11 protein-coding genes and 4 pseudogenes are annotated in these 15,320 nt (G+C 44.2%); 13 read left to right on the forward strand and 2 right to left on the reverse strand.

Translation table 11 applies throughout. The features are described from left to right. The 8 genes and pseudogenes from FFV08_04090 (at position 1) to tehB (ending at position 7,461) form a co-directional block, all read left to right on the forward strand. A pseudogene (locus tag FFV08_04090) lies at positions 1-596 on the forward strand (dephospho-CoA kinase). An 84-nt stretch (positions 597-680) separates the two neighbouring features. Next, complete coding sequence (locus FFV08_04095) at positions 681-1,802, forward strand: multidrug efflux MFS transporter (GenBank protein ID QLB51904.1); 1,122 nt, start codon at positions 681-683, stop codon at positions 1,800-1,802. Continuing rightward, positions 1,802-1,951, forward strand: a complete 150-nt coding sequence (gene rpmG, locus FFV08_04100; GenBank protein ID QLB51905.1) for a 50S ribosomal protein L33 — start codon at positions 1,802-1,804, stop codon at positions 1,949-1,951. Before FFV08_04095 ends, rpmG begins: the two co-directional genes overlap by 1 nt. A 42-nt stretch (positions 1,952-1,993) precedes the next feature. Further along, complete coding sequence (gene secG / locus FFV08_04105; protein ID QLB51906.1) at positions 1,994-2,227, forward strand: preprotein translocase subunit SecG; 234 nt, start codon at positions 1,994-1,996, stop codon at positions 2,225-2,227. Positions 2,228-2,316: 89 nt separating this feature from the next. Continuing rightward, positions 2,317-4,665 carry a ribonuclease R gene (rnr, locus tag FFV08_04110; protein ID QLB51907.1) on the forward strand — a complete coding sequence of 783 codons (2,349 nt, stop codon included), beginning with the start codon at positions 2,317-2,319 and terminating at the stop codon, positions 4,663-4,665. Continuing rightward, a complete protein-coding gene (gene smpB, locus FFV08_04115; protein QLB51908.1) occupies positions 4,628-5,095 on the forward strand; it encodes an SsrA-binding protein SmpB in 468 nt (155 codons plus the stop codon). The genes rnr and smpB overlap by 38 nt, the downstream gene beginning before the upstream one ends. 145 nt (positions 5,096-5,240) lie before the next feature. After that, the gene (locus FFV08_04120; GenBank protein QLB51909.1) at positions 5,241-6,224 is read left to right on the forward strand and encodes a hypothetical protein; all 984 of its coding nucleotides are present in this window, start codon (positions 5,241-5,243) and stop codon (positions 6,222-6,224) included. A gap of 373 nt (positions 6,225-6,597) precedes the next feature. After that, positions 6,598-7,461: an SAM-dependent methyltransferase TehB gene (gene tehB, locus FFV08_04125; GenBank protein ID QLB51910.1), complete on the forward strand. Its 864-nt coding sequence runs from the start codon at positions 6,598-6,600 to the stop codon at positions 7,459-7,461. A 166-nt stretch (positions 7,462-7,627) separates the two neighbouring features. Here tehB and FFV08_04130 read toward each other — a convergent pair. After that, positions 7,628-7,700: pseudogene (locus tag FFV08_04130) on the reverse strand (hypothetical protein). A gap of 21 nt (positions 7,701-7,721) precedes the next feature. Between FFV08_04130 and FFV08_04135 the strand changes: the two are divergent. From FFV08_04135 to FFV08_04145, 3 genes and pseudogenes are all read left to right on the forward strand, one after another. Continuing rightward, positions 7,722-8,099, forward strand: a pseudogene (locus FFV08_04135) (IS30 family transposase). Further along, positions 8,092-8,544, forward strand: a pseudogene (locus FFV08_04140) (M13 family peptidase). Before FFV08_04135 ends, FFV08_04140 begins: the two co-directional pseudogenes overlap by 8 nt. Positions 8,545-9,027: 483 nt before the next feature. Beyond that, positions 9,028-11,079 carry a C69 family dipeptidase gene (locus tag FFV08_04145; protein QLB51911.1) on the forward strand — a complete coding sequence of 684 codons (2,052 nt, stop codon included), beginning with the start codon at positions 9,028-9,030 and terminating at the stop codon, positions 11,077-11,079. Between the two features lie 89 nt (positions 11,080-11,168). Here the strand turns inward: FFV08_04145 and FFV08_04150 are convergent, their stop codons facing one another. Beyond that, positions 11,169-11,729 carry a TetR/AcrR family transcriptional regulator gene (locus FFV08_04150; protein ID QLB51912.1) on the reverse strand — a complete coding sequence of 187 codons (561 nt, stop codon included), beginning with the start codon at positions 11,727-11,729 and terminating at the stop codon, positions 11,169-11,171. Between the two features lie 142 nt (positions 11,730-11,871). Here FFV08_04150 and FFV08_04155 point away from each other — a divergent pair, with 142 nt between their 5' ends. Both FFV08_04155 and FFV08_04160 read left to right on the forward strand, forming a co-directional pair. Further along, positions 11,872-12,573 (forward strand): ABC transporter ATP-binding protein, encoded by a 702-nt coding sequence (locus FFV08_04155; GenBank protein QLB51913.1) that lies wholly within the window; start codon positions 11,872-11,874, stop codon positions 12,571-12,573. A 1-nt stretch (position 12,574) separates the two neighbouring features. Continuing rightward, a complete protein-coding gene (locus tag FFV08_04160) occupies positions 12,575-15,298 on the forward strand; it encodes an FtsX-like permease family protein (GenBank protein ID QLB51914.1) in 2,724 nt (907 codons plus the stop codon). The last annotated feature ends 22 nt before the right edge of the window (positions 15,299-15,320 follow it).

Genomic DNA, 15,320 nt, shown 5'->3' on the forward strand with positions numbered 1-15,320 from the left:
ATGGCAAGAATTATCGGTATCACTGGCGGTATTGCCTCGGGTAAGTCAACTGTGACAGAGTTTTTGAGGCAGCAGGGCTATCAGGTTATCGATGCGGATCAGGTAGTGCATGAGCTACAAGAGCCGGGGGAACGGCTTTATCAAGCTCTTTTATCTACTTTTGGCTCAGCTATCTTACAGGAAGATGGCCGCTTGGACCGGCCCAAGCTGGGAGCTATGATTTTTGGGATCCCGAACTCTTGGCTCAGTCCAGTCAAATACAAAACCAGATTATCCGCGAGGAATTGGCTGGCAAGCGAGATTTGTTGGCAGAAACTGAGTCTATCTTTTTTATGGACATCCCTCTCTTATTTGAGTTACAATATGAAGACTGGTTTGACCAAATCTGGCTGGTGGACGTGACGAAGGAAACTCAGCTCAGTCGCCTTATGACTCGAAACGCTCTTAGTCAAGAAGAGGCAGAAAAACGCATAGTAGCTCAGCTATCTCTCCGAGAAAAACGAAAAAGGTCAGACGTGCTGATTGATAATAATGGCTCGCTTGAGGAAACTCGACAGCAGATTCACGATGCTTTGCAGAAATTAGAAAGAAGATGATTTATCACGTCACAAGTAAACTGGAAACATAACCTGAAAGTCGCTTGGTTTGGGAACTTCCTGACTGGTGCCAGCATTTCTCTGGTGACGCCTTTTATGCCACTTTTCGTGGAGCAGCTAGGTGCCAGAGGTCATGAGGTGGAGTATTACGCTGGGCTAGGGATTTCTCTCTCTGCAATCTCAGCGGCACTGCTCTCTCCTGTTTGGGGAAGTCTAGCGGACCGATATGGCCGCAAGCCTATGATGATACGTGCAGCTACTGCCATGGTTTTCACGATGGGCGGTATTGCTTTTGTACCCAATATTTTCTGGCTCTTGCTCCTACGCTTTCTAAACGGTGTTTTCGCTGGTTATGTTCCCAATAGTACAGCTCTGATTGCCAGTCAGGCTCCCAAGGAAAAAACTGGTTATGCTCTGGGAACTCTCTCGACAGGTGTCGTTGCGGGTAATCTTATGGGGCCATTTATTGGAGGTCTGATTGCGGAGATGTTCGGTATTCGCAATGTCTTTCTCCTGATTGGCGGCTTCTTTCTGGTGGCAGCCTTGATGACCTTTTATTTGATTCGGGAGGATTTTGTGCCGGTGACCCGACAAGAAGAGGTAGGCTTTAAGGAATTGCTGCGCCAACTCAGGTATCCTAAGATGTTGATTAATCTCTTTCTGACCAGCTTTGTTATCCAGTTTGCAGCTCAATCTATCAGCCCTATCCTTGCCCTCTATGTCAGAGAACTGGGGCAAAAGGACAATCTGATCTTTGTTTCGGGTCTCATCGTTTCTAGCATGGGACTTTCCAGCATGATGAGCTCCAGCATTCTGGGGCGTTTAGGAGACCGTATCGGCAATCACCGGCTTCTAGTGCTGGCACAGTTCTATTCAATCCTGATTTATTTGCTCTGTGCCAATGCTGGCTCCCCTATGCAGCTGGGCTTTTATCGCTTTTTATTTGGCCTAGGAACAGGGGCGCTGATACCAGGAGTCAATGCTCTGCTAAGTAAGATAACACCCAAATTTGGAATCTCTAGGATTTTCAGCTATAATCAGATTTTCTTTTATCTGGGCGGGGTGGTCGGGCCTATGTCTGGCTCGGTCATTGCGGCAGCCTATGGCTATCATTCAGTCTTTTATGCAACAGCAGGGCTAGTCGCCGTCAGTATGCTGGCCAATCTCTTTAGTTTTCGAAATTTATTTAAGAAGAAGGATATCTAGTGCGCGTTAAAATAAATTTAAAATGTTCCAGCTGCGGCAGTCAGAACTATCTGACCAGCAAAAATACGAAAACGCATCCGGAAAAAATTGAGGTCTTAAAGTACTGTCCTAAGGAAAGAAAAGTTACTTTACATCTTGAATCCAAGTAGATTTTATGATAAAATAGATAGGATTTTAAGGAGTTTTTATTTATGTACAACCTATTATTAACCATTTTAGTCATTTTATCAGCTATTATTGTCATTGCAATTTTCATGCAGCCAACCAAAAATCAGTCTAGCAACGTCTTTGATGCCAGTGCCAATGATTTGTTTGAACGTCCTAAGGCACGCGGTTTTGAAGCTGTGATGCAGCGTATGACGGGAATTATGATTTTCTTCTGGCTACTGATTGCATTGGTATTAGCAGTATTATCTAGTAAATAAAATGGGCTATGACTTCGTCTTGGCCTATTTTTTAAGTTTTAAAGAGATTTAGCAAGGATGAAGAATGAACTCATCAAGAGAAGAGGAATATGAAATCAGAAATCATTGAATATTTAAAAGACAGGCAGCAGGCTAGCGTAGATGAGCTGGCGGCTGCTTTGGGGAAAGAGTCTTCCAAGGACTTTAGTAGCTTGGTCAAGACCATCTCCCAGATGGAAAGAAAGCATCAAATTCGCTTTGATGACAAGGGGCGGATTGAGCTTTATGAGAAGAAAAAGCAGGAGCGTCTGACGCTCAAGGGTGTTTTTCATGCCCACAAGAATGGCTTTGGCTTTGTCACCCTGAATGAGGAAGAGGATGACCTCTTTGTCGGCCGCAATGATGTCAATCATGCCATTGATGGCGATACAGTGGAAGTAGTCATCACCAAGGTGGCAGATCGGATCAAGGGAACATCAGCTGAGGCTAAGATTATTGATATTTTGGAGCATAGCCTGACGTCAGCAGTTGGCCAGCTGGTTCTGGATGAAGAAAAGCCAAAGTATGCGGGCTATATTCGCTCGAAAAATCAGAAAATAAGCCAGCCTATTTATGTCAAAAAACCGGCCTTAGTTCTGGATGGTACAGAGGTACTCAAGGTCGCTATTGACAAATATCCAACCAAGAAACACGATTTCTTCGTGGCCAGTCTGGTTGATGTGGTCGGCCATGTCAACGACCCTGGTATTGATGTACTGGAAGTGCTGGAGTCGATGGACATTGTCTCTGAATTTCCAGAAAAGGTCTTGGAAGAAGCCGAGCGAGTTCCAGATGCACCGACTGAGAGTGATTTGAAAGGGCGCTTGGACCTGCGTGATGAGATTACCTTTACCATCGATGGAGCGGATGCCAAGGACTTGGACGATGCGGTCCATATCAAGCGCCTAAAAAATGGCAACTTTGAGCTGGGCGTCCATATCGCAGATGTGTCCTACTATGTCAAAGAAGGCTCTGAGCTGGACAAGGAAGCCCTTAATCGGGCAACCTCTGTCTATGTGACCGACCGCGTGGTGCCTATGCTGCCAGAGCGCCTGTCCAACGGTATCTGCTCCCTCAATCCCAATGTGGATCGGCTGACCCAGTCGGCTATCATGGAGATTGATGCCAAGGGGCGCGTGGTCAAGCATACTATCACTCAGACTGTCATCAAGACGACCTTTCGCATGACCTATAGTGATGTCAACGACATCATCGCAGGAGATGAGGAAAAAGCTGAGCAGTTCAAGGCCATTGTACCTAGTATTGACAGTATGGTCCAGCTGCATGAGATTCTGGAAAGCATGCGATTTAAGCGAGGTGCTCTTAACTTTGACACCAATGAAGCCAAAATCATGGTCAACAAGGAAGGTCGGCCGGTGGATATTGTTCTGCGTCAGCGGGGAATTGCCGAGCGCATGATTGAGTCCTTTATGCTGGTGGCCAATGAGACGGTGGCTGAGCATTTTGCTAAGTTAAATCTGCCCTTTATCTATCGGATCCACGAGGAGCCTAAGGCGGAGAAGGTGCAGAAGTTTATCGACTACGCCTCTAGCTTTGGGATTCGGATATACGGGACGGCTAGCTCTATGAGTCAGCAGGCCCTGCAAGATATTATGGAGGCGGTCAAAGACCAGCCTTATGAGGATGTCCTGTCCATGATGCTTTTGCGCTCCATGCAGCAGGCTCGCTACTCTGAGCACAATCACGGCCACTATGGTCTGGCAGCGGAGTTTTATACGCATTTCACCAGTCCGATTCGCCGCTATCCTGACCTTCTGGTTCACCGGATGGTGCGGGATTATGGCCAGTCTAAGGAAATAGCAGAGCATTTTGAGCAAGTGATTCCAGAGATTGCTAGTCAGTCTTCCAGCCGAGAGCGTCGGGCTATCGAAGCCGAGCGGGAAGTCGAAGCCATGAAGAAGGCTGAGTACATGGAAGAATTTGTTGGGGAAGAGTTTGACGGCGTAGTTTCAAGCGTGGTCAAGTTTGGACTTTTCGTTGAACTGCCCAATACGGTCGAAGGCTTGATTCATGTCACCAACCTGCCAGAGTTTTACAGCTACAATGAGCGGACGATGACCCTGCAAGGAGAAAAGTCCGGCGTGGTCTTTAAGGTCGGTCAGCAGATTCGCATCAAGCTGGTCCGAGCGGATAAGGCTACGGGCGAGATAGACTTTGAATACCTGCCTAGTGAATTTGACCTGGTAGAAAAGACTAGCAAGAGTGGCAGAGGCAGGTCAGGCAGAAAGAGACGTCGTGAGGATGACAAGCGCAGCCATTCTTCTAAAGAAAAAGGCTACAGAGATAAGAAAGATGAGAAGTCCAAGAAAGGCAAGAGCCAGAAGGCATTTTACAAGGAACTAGTCAAGAAAGGAGCCAAGCATGGCAAAGGGAGAAGGAAAGGTCGTCGCGCAAAATAAAAAGGCCAGACACGACTACACCATCGTAGATACCATCGAGGCGGGCATGGTGCTGACGGGGACGGAGATTAAGAGCGTCCGGGCTGCCCGCATCAATCTCAAAGACGGCTTTGCCCAGATCAAGAACGGTGAGGCCTGGCTCAGCAATGTCCATATCGCGCCTTATGAAGAGGGCAATATCTGGAATCAAGAGCCTGAGCGCCGCAGAAAGCTACTGCTCCATAAGAAGCAGATCCAAAAGCTGGAGCAGGAGACCAAGGGAACCGGAATGACGCTGGTGCCGCTCAAGGTCTATCTCAAGGACGGCTATGCCAAGCTGCTCCTGGGCTTAGCCAAAGGGAAGCACGACTATGACAAGCGCGAGTCCATCAAACGCCGCGAGCAAAACCGCGACATCGCTAGACAGATGAAGAACTTTAATACAAGATGAAAGACTGGGCGACCGGTCTTTTTTTAGGTTTCAACTTTGACTTGAGAATTATGCTATAATGGGAGGGATGAGGGTTTTAGAATAATTGATTTTCCTCAAAGTTTATATTTTAAAATAAAGTACATAGTGGAGTAAGTAGAAAAACATCAAAAAGACAAATAGAAAATACTTGACTCGTTTTCTGATACTTGTATCTATCATCGGATTGCTAGGGGGAGGATTGTTCCTATATCAATGGTATCTGGCGGAGAAATATACAGGCTACCAGTATTACACTGGAAAAGCGAAAATAGACTCTTATCAAATTATTGCGGATGGCAAAGGAGCCATAGTACATTGGGATGTAGACCAGTCAGAGGAAGCAGAATTACGCAAGTATAATAAGCAATTATTCACTGAATGGCGCAATCCCACCTCTCAAAACTATATTCTCAGGGATAATATGAAATTACCAGAGCACCCTTCGGCTATCCATGAATCGGTTGGGAAGGATGCTTATTGGACTTTATCAATTTACAAGGTAGAAGGGAATAAACTAGAAGAAGAACCTGAAATTGACTTACTGGCTACAGTGGACGAATATAAAAAAGGTTATATTTCGAATGATATTGGTCCGGTTTACTCTTACAAAGCAAAAGATTTGCTGGCGCTGTACATTAGACCCTTGGAAAACCATGAAAAAACGAAAAAAGTATTTTTAAATCTTCAAACAAGAAAAATTGAAGAAGTAAAAGCTATTGAAAATATAAAGTTTCCCTATTCTACTATAAAACTTAGTAATATATCTGACTTTGGAATAAAAAGTGATGTAGTTGGGTTCCATTTTACAATCAAACCAGAGGAAATGGGAGGTACACCTATTAGCAAAGATAAAAATGCTATGAACATATTAGAGAAAGAGAATTCTCAAGTTGTCATTTTGACAAATGAAAATAGTTTTGATACCGTTGATAGAATTGCATCAGTTTATTCAAAGTTTTTGCCAAACGATTATAATCTTTATAGAGACTCTAAGATACCCAAAGAATTGTCTACAGATGGTCAAGAACATGCGTTCAGTTCCAAAGAAGAATTTGACCAATATTATGATATTGAAAAAGCCAAAAATCTTTATCATCTGAATGATTAGAATGTTGGTAGACGGTTTATTTTCTATCTTCGGCAGTATATTATCTGAAGGAGCACACTTTGATTTTGGTTACTGAGCGCGGACCGATAAGGGAAACAGTGATATATTTTTTCTTGATGTTCTCATATTTTTTGAATTGAACGATCAAAGATATGCTGCTAGTTGCTGTATTAGGCTTCTTTGGCTACAAGCAAGTTAGCAAGAAAAAAGAAGAATAGTAGACTTCCTATGTGAGAAAGAACTGGTTGATGGACCAGTTCTTTCTTTTTGCAGGGAAGGCCGTCCAATTTAACACTTGTCAAGTTTATCCTTTTCGAGTATGATAAAGACAGTTAGATTATTCGGAGCTTGGCTTTCAGAGAAAGGATTTTTTATGACAGAAGAATTGCTAGCCTATAAACTCATGCCGCTGTGGACGGCAGAGACGATGCCAGAGACAGTAAAGAGAAAGCACAATACCAAAGAGGGCACTTGGGGAAAAATCACGGTTCTTAAGGGACGACTTAAGTTTATCGAGATGTCAGAGGAAGGTGAGGAGCTGGCTGAGCACATCTTTGAAGCTGGTCAGGACAATCCTTTTGCCCAGCCCCAAGCTTGGCATCGGGTCGAAGCCCTGACGGATGATTTGGAGTGGTATTTGGAATTTTACTGCCGACCTGAGGATTATTTCCCTAAGAAATACGGCAGCAATCCAGTGCACTCAGAGGTTTTGGAAGCCGTGCAGACAGTCCGACCAGGGCGGGCTTTAGACCTAGGCTGTGGTCAAGGTCGCAATGCTCTTTTTCTGGCCAAGCAGGGCTTTGAAGTAACGGCCGTAGATCAGAATGAGCTGGCATTGGAGATCTTACGTAGCATTGTGGAGCAGGAGGATTTAGATCTGCCAGTGGGTAGCTACGACATCAACTCAGCTAGTCTGACTCAGACTTATGATTTGATTGTTTCCACCGTTGTCCTGATGTTCTTGCAGGCGGAGCGGATTCCGGATATTATCCGAAATATGCAAGAGCACACAGCGCTTGGTGGCTACAATCTCATCGTCTGTGCCATGGATACAGAGGACTTCCCATGCTCTGTTCCCTTTCCTTTTACTTTTAAGGAAGGCGAGCTTGCTGACTATTATAAAGACTGGGAGCTGGTTAAGTACAATGAAAATCCTGGTCACCTCCACCGCCGTGATGAAAACGGCAATCGAATTCAGCTGCGCTTTGCGACTATGCTAGCTAAAAAGATTCAGTAGATGGTGGTAGGATAGAAGTTAATTTTGGAAATTTAGCTTGGCTCACTTATTTTGAGGTTCAAGTTTAAAAGGTCTGGGTGACAATTTAAAATGTCTCAGCCTCAATATTTTTTGTGCATAATAAAGCTAGACTGAGGCATTTTTGTCCCAGTCTTTTTTTTAAAAGATAAATTGTAAAATATAGTGCAACAAAAAAACTCATAGCGTTTCCTTGGTGTAAACTGTAAGTAACTACACAAACAGAACCCGAGGAAAAAACTATGAGCTACTCCCATCTTACCATAACCGACCGAATAAAGATAGAAACCTACTTGAAATTAGCTTTGAAACCTTGCCAAATTGCAAGTAAACTTGGCGTCCATAAGTCTACCATTTCAAGAGAGTTAAGACGATGCCAAAATGGTTATTCCGCAGCCTTAGCGCAGGAACAGTACGATCACAGAGCTAAGCAAAAAGGTCGGAAGTCTCGTTTGACACCAAAGTTGAAAAAGGAAATTGAGAACGGTTTAAAATCCTCCTGGTCGCCTGAACAGATTTGTGGTCGCTATCAGCTTGAACAAAAGCCAATGGTAGCTTTTAAAACCATCTATAACTGCCTCTATGCTGGTTTGATTAATCTTGATTTGAGCGTCCTTCGACTCAAACGGTGCAAACTTTGATGAAGAGGGGAATTTGAACAATTGGTGGACAGAAGCAGATAAGAAAGCTTTTGACAAGAAAATTGAAGCTGTTACCAAGCAGTGGGATGGTATTGAAATCTACGGCGGCAAGGTCAATAGCAAGCTTACGGTAACAGAAAATGTAGCCGATGCGGGTGGACTTTCAGCTAGTCTAGAAGTCGTTAAAAAGAAATATCCAGATGCAGACTTGAAGAATTACTTTGAAAACTATGCCAATATCTGGAGAAGCAAGGCTAGTCTGCAATTTAACCAACTTCTCCTGAAGGTAGATGTCCATGCTCCTGCTGAGCTGCGGGTCAACCAGCAACTTAAAAATGTAGAGGCCTTCTATGAAACTTATCCAGAAATCAAAGAAGGCGATGCCATGTATCTGGCTCCAGATAAGCGGGTCAGCGTATGGTAAGATTGCTTGTCTAGAGAAGACGGTAAAATAATCTAAGCTATGAAGCACAACCAGTTTGGTAATAGGAGAGAAGTTCGTTCTTTTTCTCCAATCCATTCTTTCCTGCGACACTTGCGCGGCTGCGGGTTGTGCCTCCGCAGCCACGTGTCTTTAAAGTCAGATTTTATCTGGCTTTCAGAACGTAGACAAACCCTATCGATAATTAAAAAATGCCCTTATCAAGGTTGGTTGTCAAATAGTGAAAACTCTTAGGAATGCTGATTTAATGCTATTTTTAAGAGTTTTATTATTTTCTCTAGTAAAAGAAAAAGATTGAACAAATTGTCCAAAATGGACTTTTTCTTCAATCTGAAATTTAAATAATTTTCAGGAAATATATAAAATAAGGATTTGTAATCGCTTGCAAAACCTGGTGTAAAAGGCTATACTGAATATAGTATTTAATTTTGTAATTTTTTTACAAAAAACAAAGGAGATATTTTTATGAAGAAAATATTGTTTCGTTCCTTGCTAGCTCTCTCGACCATTTTTCTCTTTCCTTTCCAAGTGGTTGAAGCCTGCACAGGATTTATCGTCGGGAAAGACCTGACTGCAGACGGTACGACGCTTTACGGTCGGACAGAGGACTTGGAGCCCAATCACAATAAGGTCTTTCTGGTTCATCCGAGAAAGACAAATGCGAGTGGTGCCAAGCTGATCGATGAAACCAACGGCTTTGAATGGACCCTGCCGGCAGAAAGCTACAAGTATACTTCGGTATCAGATGTGACCCCATCCCAAGGTATTTTTGACGAGGTTGGCTTCAATGAGTACGGTGTTTCGATTTCTGCGACAGTTTCTGCCAAGGCCAATGATGCCATTCAAAAGGTGGACCCGTATGTAGAAAATGGCTTGGCTGAGTCTATCCTGACAACTGTCGTTCTGCCCCACGTTCAGACAGCCCGTCAGGGAGTGGAGCTGATGGCGCAGATTGTCAGAGAGCAGGGAGCAGCAGAGGGGAATATTATCACCATTGCTGATAAGACAGGTGTCTGGTATATGGAAATCCTATCTGGCCACCAATATGTTGCCATTAAATTCCCAGATGACAAGTATGCAGTCTTTCCTAACACTTTCTTCTTAGGCAGTGTTGATTTTGATGATACGGAAAATGTCATTGCTTCAAAAGGTGTTCAGGATGTAGCCAAGCAAGCAAATTCTTATAAAGAAATTGACGGCAAATTCCATATTTCTCAGTCCTACAATCCACCGATGGCAGAGGCAGATCGTTCACGTGCCTGGGCAGGTATCACCAGTCTAGATCCAAATGCGGCCGTGTCTTATAACGACTCTTACTTTGATCTCATGCACTCCACAGACAGAAAGATCAGTGTAGCAGATGTTATGGCTATGCAGCGCAATCGCTTTGAGGGCACTCAGTTCAAACCGCTGGACCAAATGGAGCTAGATGGTAAGGGGCTGCCACAACGCGGTACGACAGATCCTGTTTACAAATATCCGTTGGGCAATCCAAATGTCATGGAAGCTCATATCTTCCAGCTCAAAGACGGCGTTCCAGCCAATATGGGCGGAGGCACTATGTGGCTGGCAGTAGGCAGTCCGCGCTTCTCACCTTACCTGCCTTATAATGGTAATATCACAGATACTTACGATGCTTATAAGGTCAACACAACTAGCTACAGTCCAGACTCTTGGTACTGGGTAGCATCTCATATCTACGATATGGCAGCCAAGCATCAGGACCTCTTTGGTACTTCTGTTCAAGACAGATGGAAGGCTTTGGAAGCCCGCTTTATTGAGGAACAAAATGCTCTGGATGCAGCCAATGCAGCTCTGCCAGACTCTTCAGCAAAAGTTACAGAAGAAACACAGGCTCGAGCAGCGCAAGTCTTTAAGGAAATGAAAGAGCTAGAAGCTGAAATGGAAGCTAAAATCAAGGAAGCAGCAAAAACTACTCCTTCCAGCTCCAACAAAGATTCTAGCAGTTCTTCTTCATCTCAAAGCTCATCCAGTTCTTCCTCTTCAGCAACTTCTAGCAGTTCTGATACACGGACGGAAGTCAATGTAGAAGATGACAGCTTGGTGGATGTTGCAACTGGCATTCGCTTGAAAAATGCTGACTTGGTCAAGGCCGGTCTCCAGCTGTCAGTGAAAAAACTGGAAAGCAAGATTCAGCCGACAGATACTTATGACATTAGCTTGACCGATCCGAATGGTCAGCCGGTACATCAGGTCAGTCCAACCCTTGTGACAATCCCAGTCCGCAAAGACCTGCCAGTGGATGCCGTCTATGCTTTGGATGAAAATGGCAAGCAGGTTGAGAAATTTGATGTAACGGTTAATCAAAATCAGACTATCAGCTTCACGACCAATCATTTCTCTGTTTACCAAGTGCAGTATCGAAATGAGCAGTCCGTCAAGGCCAAGAAAAAAGACTTGCCATCAACAGGTGAGCAAGTCACCATCATGGGTCTTGCAGGCTTGATTATCCTAGCAGGAGTCTTCTTCCTTTTGAAGAAAACAAAGAAAAACTAATGGAATATAAAAAGAAGGTCGAGCAATATGTTCGGCCTTTCTTAGTGGAAAAAATGACTTTTGTCTAGTCAGCCTTCAAGCTAGAGCCCTTATCTCAAATAATCATAGTTATAAGTAGTCAAAATCATGTCCGTGATTTCTTCGGGTTCTTCTTGAGCACCACCGGCTATCCAAAGAGAAATAATCCCCTCAACACTGGATAGGAAGATTTCCAGTGCATATTTCGGAGGAATCTGAAAGTTCTCCTCTAAAAAACGCTGGGTAGCAGTCTCTTGCTTGTCACTCAGAATGATAGTGGTTATGTACTCCCGAATAGCCTCTCGAAAGTCAATATAATGACTTCTGGTCAGGGCATTGATCAGACGCTCATTAGCACGCAGTATATGAAATTTTGCTATCATGAGCCTTTTGGAATAGTCGCCTTCTTCTTCAAAAAGACTATAGCTAGAAAGTTGGGAAATAATTTCGCTTTTGATGCTGTCAATCATCTGATACTTGTCCTCGTAGTGGAGGTAGAAGGTGCCTCGGTTAATCCCAGCCCGTTTGCAGAGCTTACTGATGGAGATGTTCTCGAATTTTTCTTCTGAAAGCAGCTGGATCAAAGCTTCCTTGATATCTTCCTTGGTGCTAGTTTTTCGTTTCTGAATCATTTTTTTTTACCTTTTTCCTAAATCAACACTTTGTTGATTTTTGGTTATTGCTTTTTGTCTAAGCTCATTATATAATATTTGTGATTTAGAATCAACACCTTGTCGATTTAAGGAGATGAGGTTTGAAAAGGAGAGAAGCGATATGGCATATATTGAAATGAAACATAGCTTTAAACGTTATCAGATGGGGGATACGGAAATAGTCGCCAATCACGATATTTCTTTTGAGATTGAAAAGGGGGAACTGGTCATTATTTTGGGTGCTTCAGGTGCCGGTAAGTCTACGGTACTTAATATCCTTGGAGGTATGGATACCAATGATGAGGGAGATATCCTGATAGATGGCCAGAATATTGCTGACTACAATTCCCACCAGCTGACGGACTATCGCCGCAATGACGTGGGCTTTGTCTTTCAGTTTTACAATCTGGTGCCCAATCTGACGGCTAAGGAAAATGTCGAATTGGCTTCTGAGATTGTCAAGGACGCTCAAGATCCAGTGGCAGCTCTGACCGCAGTGGGACTGGAAAAACGCCTCAATAACTTTCCTGCTCAGCTATCGGGCGGGGAGCAACAGCGAGTGTCCATCGCTCGAGCTGTAGCTAAGAATCCCAAAATTTTGCTCTGCGATGAACCGACAGGAGCTTTGGACTACAATACTGGTAAGCAAGTGCTGCAAATCTTACAGGATATGTCCCGCAATCAAGGAGCGACGGTGATTATCGTGACCCACAATGCTGCCTTGGCCCCCATTGCTGACCGGGTCATCCGCATGCACGATGCGAAAGTCAAAAGTGTTACGGTCAATGAATCGCCTCAGGACATAAGTACATTGGAGTATTAATATGAAGAGAAAGATTTATTGGAAAGATATTCTGCGCTCCTTCACTAGCTCTAAAGGACGTTTCCTATCTATTTTAATCCTCATGATGCTGGGCTCTTTAGCTCTCGTGGGACTTAAGGTCGCTCCACCCAATATGCGCAGAGCAGCAACAGATTACTTGAAAGAGCAACGAACCATGGACTTGGCTGTTATGGCGGACTATGGTTTGGATAAGGCGGATCAGAAAGAGCTGGAAGCTATTAAGGGAGCTGATGTCGAGTTTGGCTATATGACAGATGTCACCGTAGACGAGGAGGCTCTCCGAGTATTCTCGGATACCAAGAATATTTCAAACTTTCAAGTGACCTCAGGCCGTCTTCCTAAAAATGAGCAAGAAATTGCCTTAGCTAGCTTTTGGTCTAAGAAATATAAGCTTGGTCAGGAGATTGATCTGACCGAAAAAGCAGGCAGGCCGTCAGTTCTGAAAAACAAGACCTATAAGGTCGTGGGCTTTGTCAACTCGGCAGAGCTCTGGTCTGATAGAAATTTGGGCAATGCGACTAGTGGCAGCGGGGCTTTATCGGCCTATGCTGTAGTCAGCCCCAAGGCCTTTGATACAGATGTTTACAGTATTGCCCGCCTGCGCTATCATGATTTAGAAAATCTGGCTCCTTTCTCTACAAGCTATCAGGAGCGTTTGGAACAGCACCAGACAGCTTTGGACAAGAGCCTAGCGGATAATGGATCGGCCCGGTTTAAGCGATTAGAGACGAATGCCAAAAGTACCATTCAGAAGGGCGAAGATAAGATTAGTCAGGCTGAGCGTGAGCTGACCCAAGGGAAAAAGCAATTAGAGCAAGCTCAAAATCAGCTGGATCAACAAAAAAGCCAGCTAGCAGTAGCTCAAGCCGCTTCTATCCTAGCCCCTGCTCAGATTAGCCAGAACCAGCAGCAGATTCAGGAAGCTGAGTCCCAGCTCAATCAGAAAAAATCTCAGCTAGCACAGGCAGAGAAAGACTTATCAACTAACAAGGACAAGATAGCTGAGGCTAAGGCAGACCTGAGTCGTTTGAAAGAGCCGGCCTATCATAGCTATGACCGCAAGTCCCTGCCAGGTGGGAATGGCTATCATATGTATACAAACTCCATGAATAGTATTGCGTCGATTGGTAATATCTTCCCGGTGGTGCTCTATCTGGTGGCAGCGATGGTAACCTTTACCACCATGACGCGTTTTGTCGACGAGGAGCGAACAAATGCAGGTGTCTTTAAGGCTCTAGGCTATCATAGCCGTGACATCATTCGCAAGTTTGCTCTTTACGGTTTGGTGGCGGGGAGTCTCGGTACCCTCATAGGGATTCTGCTGGGACATTATTTCTTGTCAGGAGTGATTTCTTCTATTATTACCAGAGGCATGGTGCTTTCTGCCCCTCATGCTTATTTTTATATTTCCTATAGTTTACTTGCCCTTGGGCTTTCCCTTATATCCAGTGTTCTCCCTGCTTATTTAGTGGCAAGACGGGAGCTGACAGAAGAAGCAGCTTACTTGCTTTTGCCCAAGCCACCGGTCAAAGGCTCTAAGATCTTTTTGGAAAGACTATCCCTTATCTGGCGACGTCTTAGCTTTACTCAGAAAGTCACAGCTCGCAATATCTTTCGCTATAAGCAGCGGATGTTTATGACCATCTTTGGTGTGGCGGGTTCTGTTGCCCTACTCTTTGCTGGCCTAGGGCTCCAATCTTCTATCGGTGGTATTCCCAAACGTCAGTTTGAGGAGATTCTGCGATACGACTTGATTGTCGCTGTTAATCCTGGGGAAAATCAGGCTGAGCAGGACAAGCTCAAAAAGATGCTGGCGGATGACTCGATTGCTGCCTATCAGGAAATCCACAGTGAAACCTTGTCAGAGAAATACAAAGGAAGAAAAGAGACAGAAACAGTCACTTTGATGGTCACGGACAAAGAAAATTTTGAACCTTTTATTTCTCTGGAAAGTCCCAACAACCAGCAGGAGCTGACCCTCAAAGATGGTGTAGTCGTTTCGGATAAATTGGCTCGCATAGCTGGAGTCAGCCCTGGTGGTAGTATAGAGTTGGGTGGCAAGCCTGTCAAGCTCGCAGCAGTCAATGAGAATCATTTTGGGCATTTTGCCTTTATGAAGGCGACTGACTATCAGAAGATTTATGGGGAAAAACCTGAGAAAAATACTTATCTAGTGCAGCTCAAGGATTCTTCCAGTAAAAATATTGTCAATATGGCCAATAAATTTATGAGCCTCAAGTCTGTCAAGAGTGTCTCACAAAATGCTAGCATGGTGAAGCAGTTCAACGTTCTAGCTGATTCTCTTAATAACACGATGCTTATTTTGGTGGTAATCTCCGTTCTTCTAGCAGTTGTCATTCTCTACAATCTGACCAATATCAATGTGGCTGAGCGGATTCGCGAGCTGTCCACTATCAAGGTTCTGGGCTTCCATAATAAGGAAGTGACTCTCTATATCTATCGAGAGACCATTATTCTTTCAGTGATTGGGATGGCAGTTGGGCTTCTAGGTGGTTTCTTCTTGCATCGTTTTTTGATTGAGAAGGTTGCGCCTAGCATTATTAGCTTAAATGCTCAAGTAAGTCTCTCCGTCTATCTGTTTCCTCTAACAGCAGTGACTCTTATTTTGACCTTACTTGGCTTCTTTGTCAACTACCGTCTCAGACGGGTGGATATGCTGGAAGCCCTCAAATCTGTTGATTAATTAAAAAAACATTTCAAAACTT

The sequence above is a fragment of the Streptococcus sanguinis genome (assembly GCA_013378335.1).
GTDB classification, from domain to species: domain Bacteria; phylum Bacillota; class Bacilli; order Lactobacillales; family Streptococcaceae; genus Streptococcus; species Streptococcus sanguinis_I.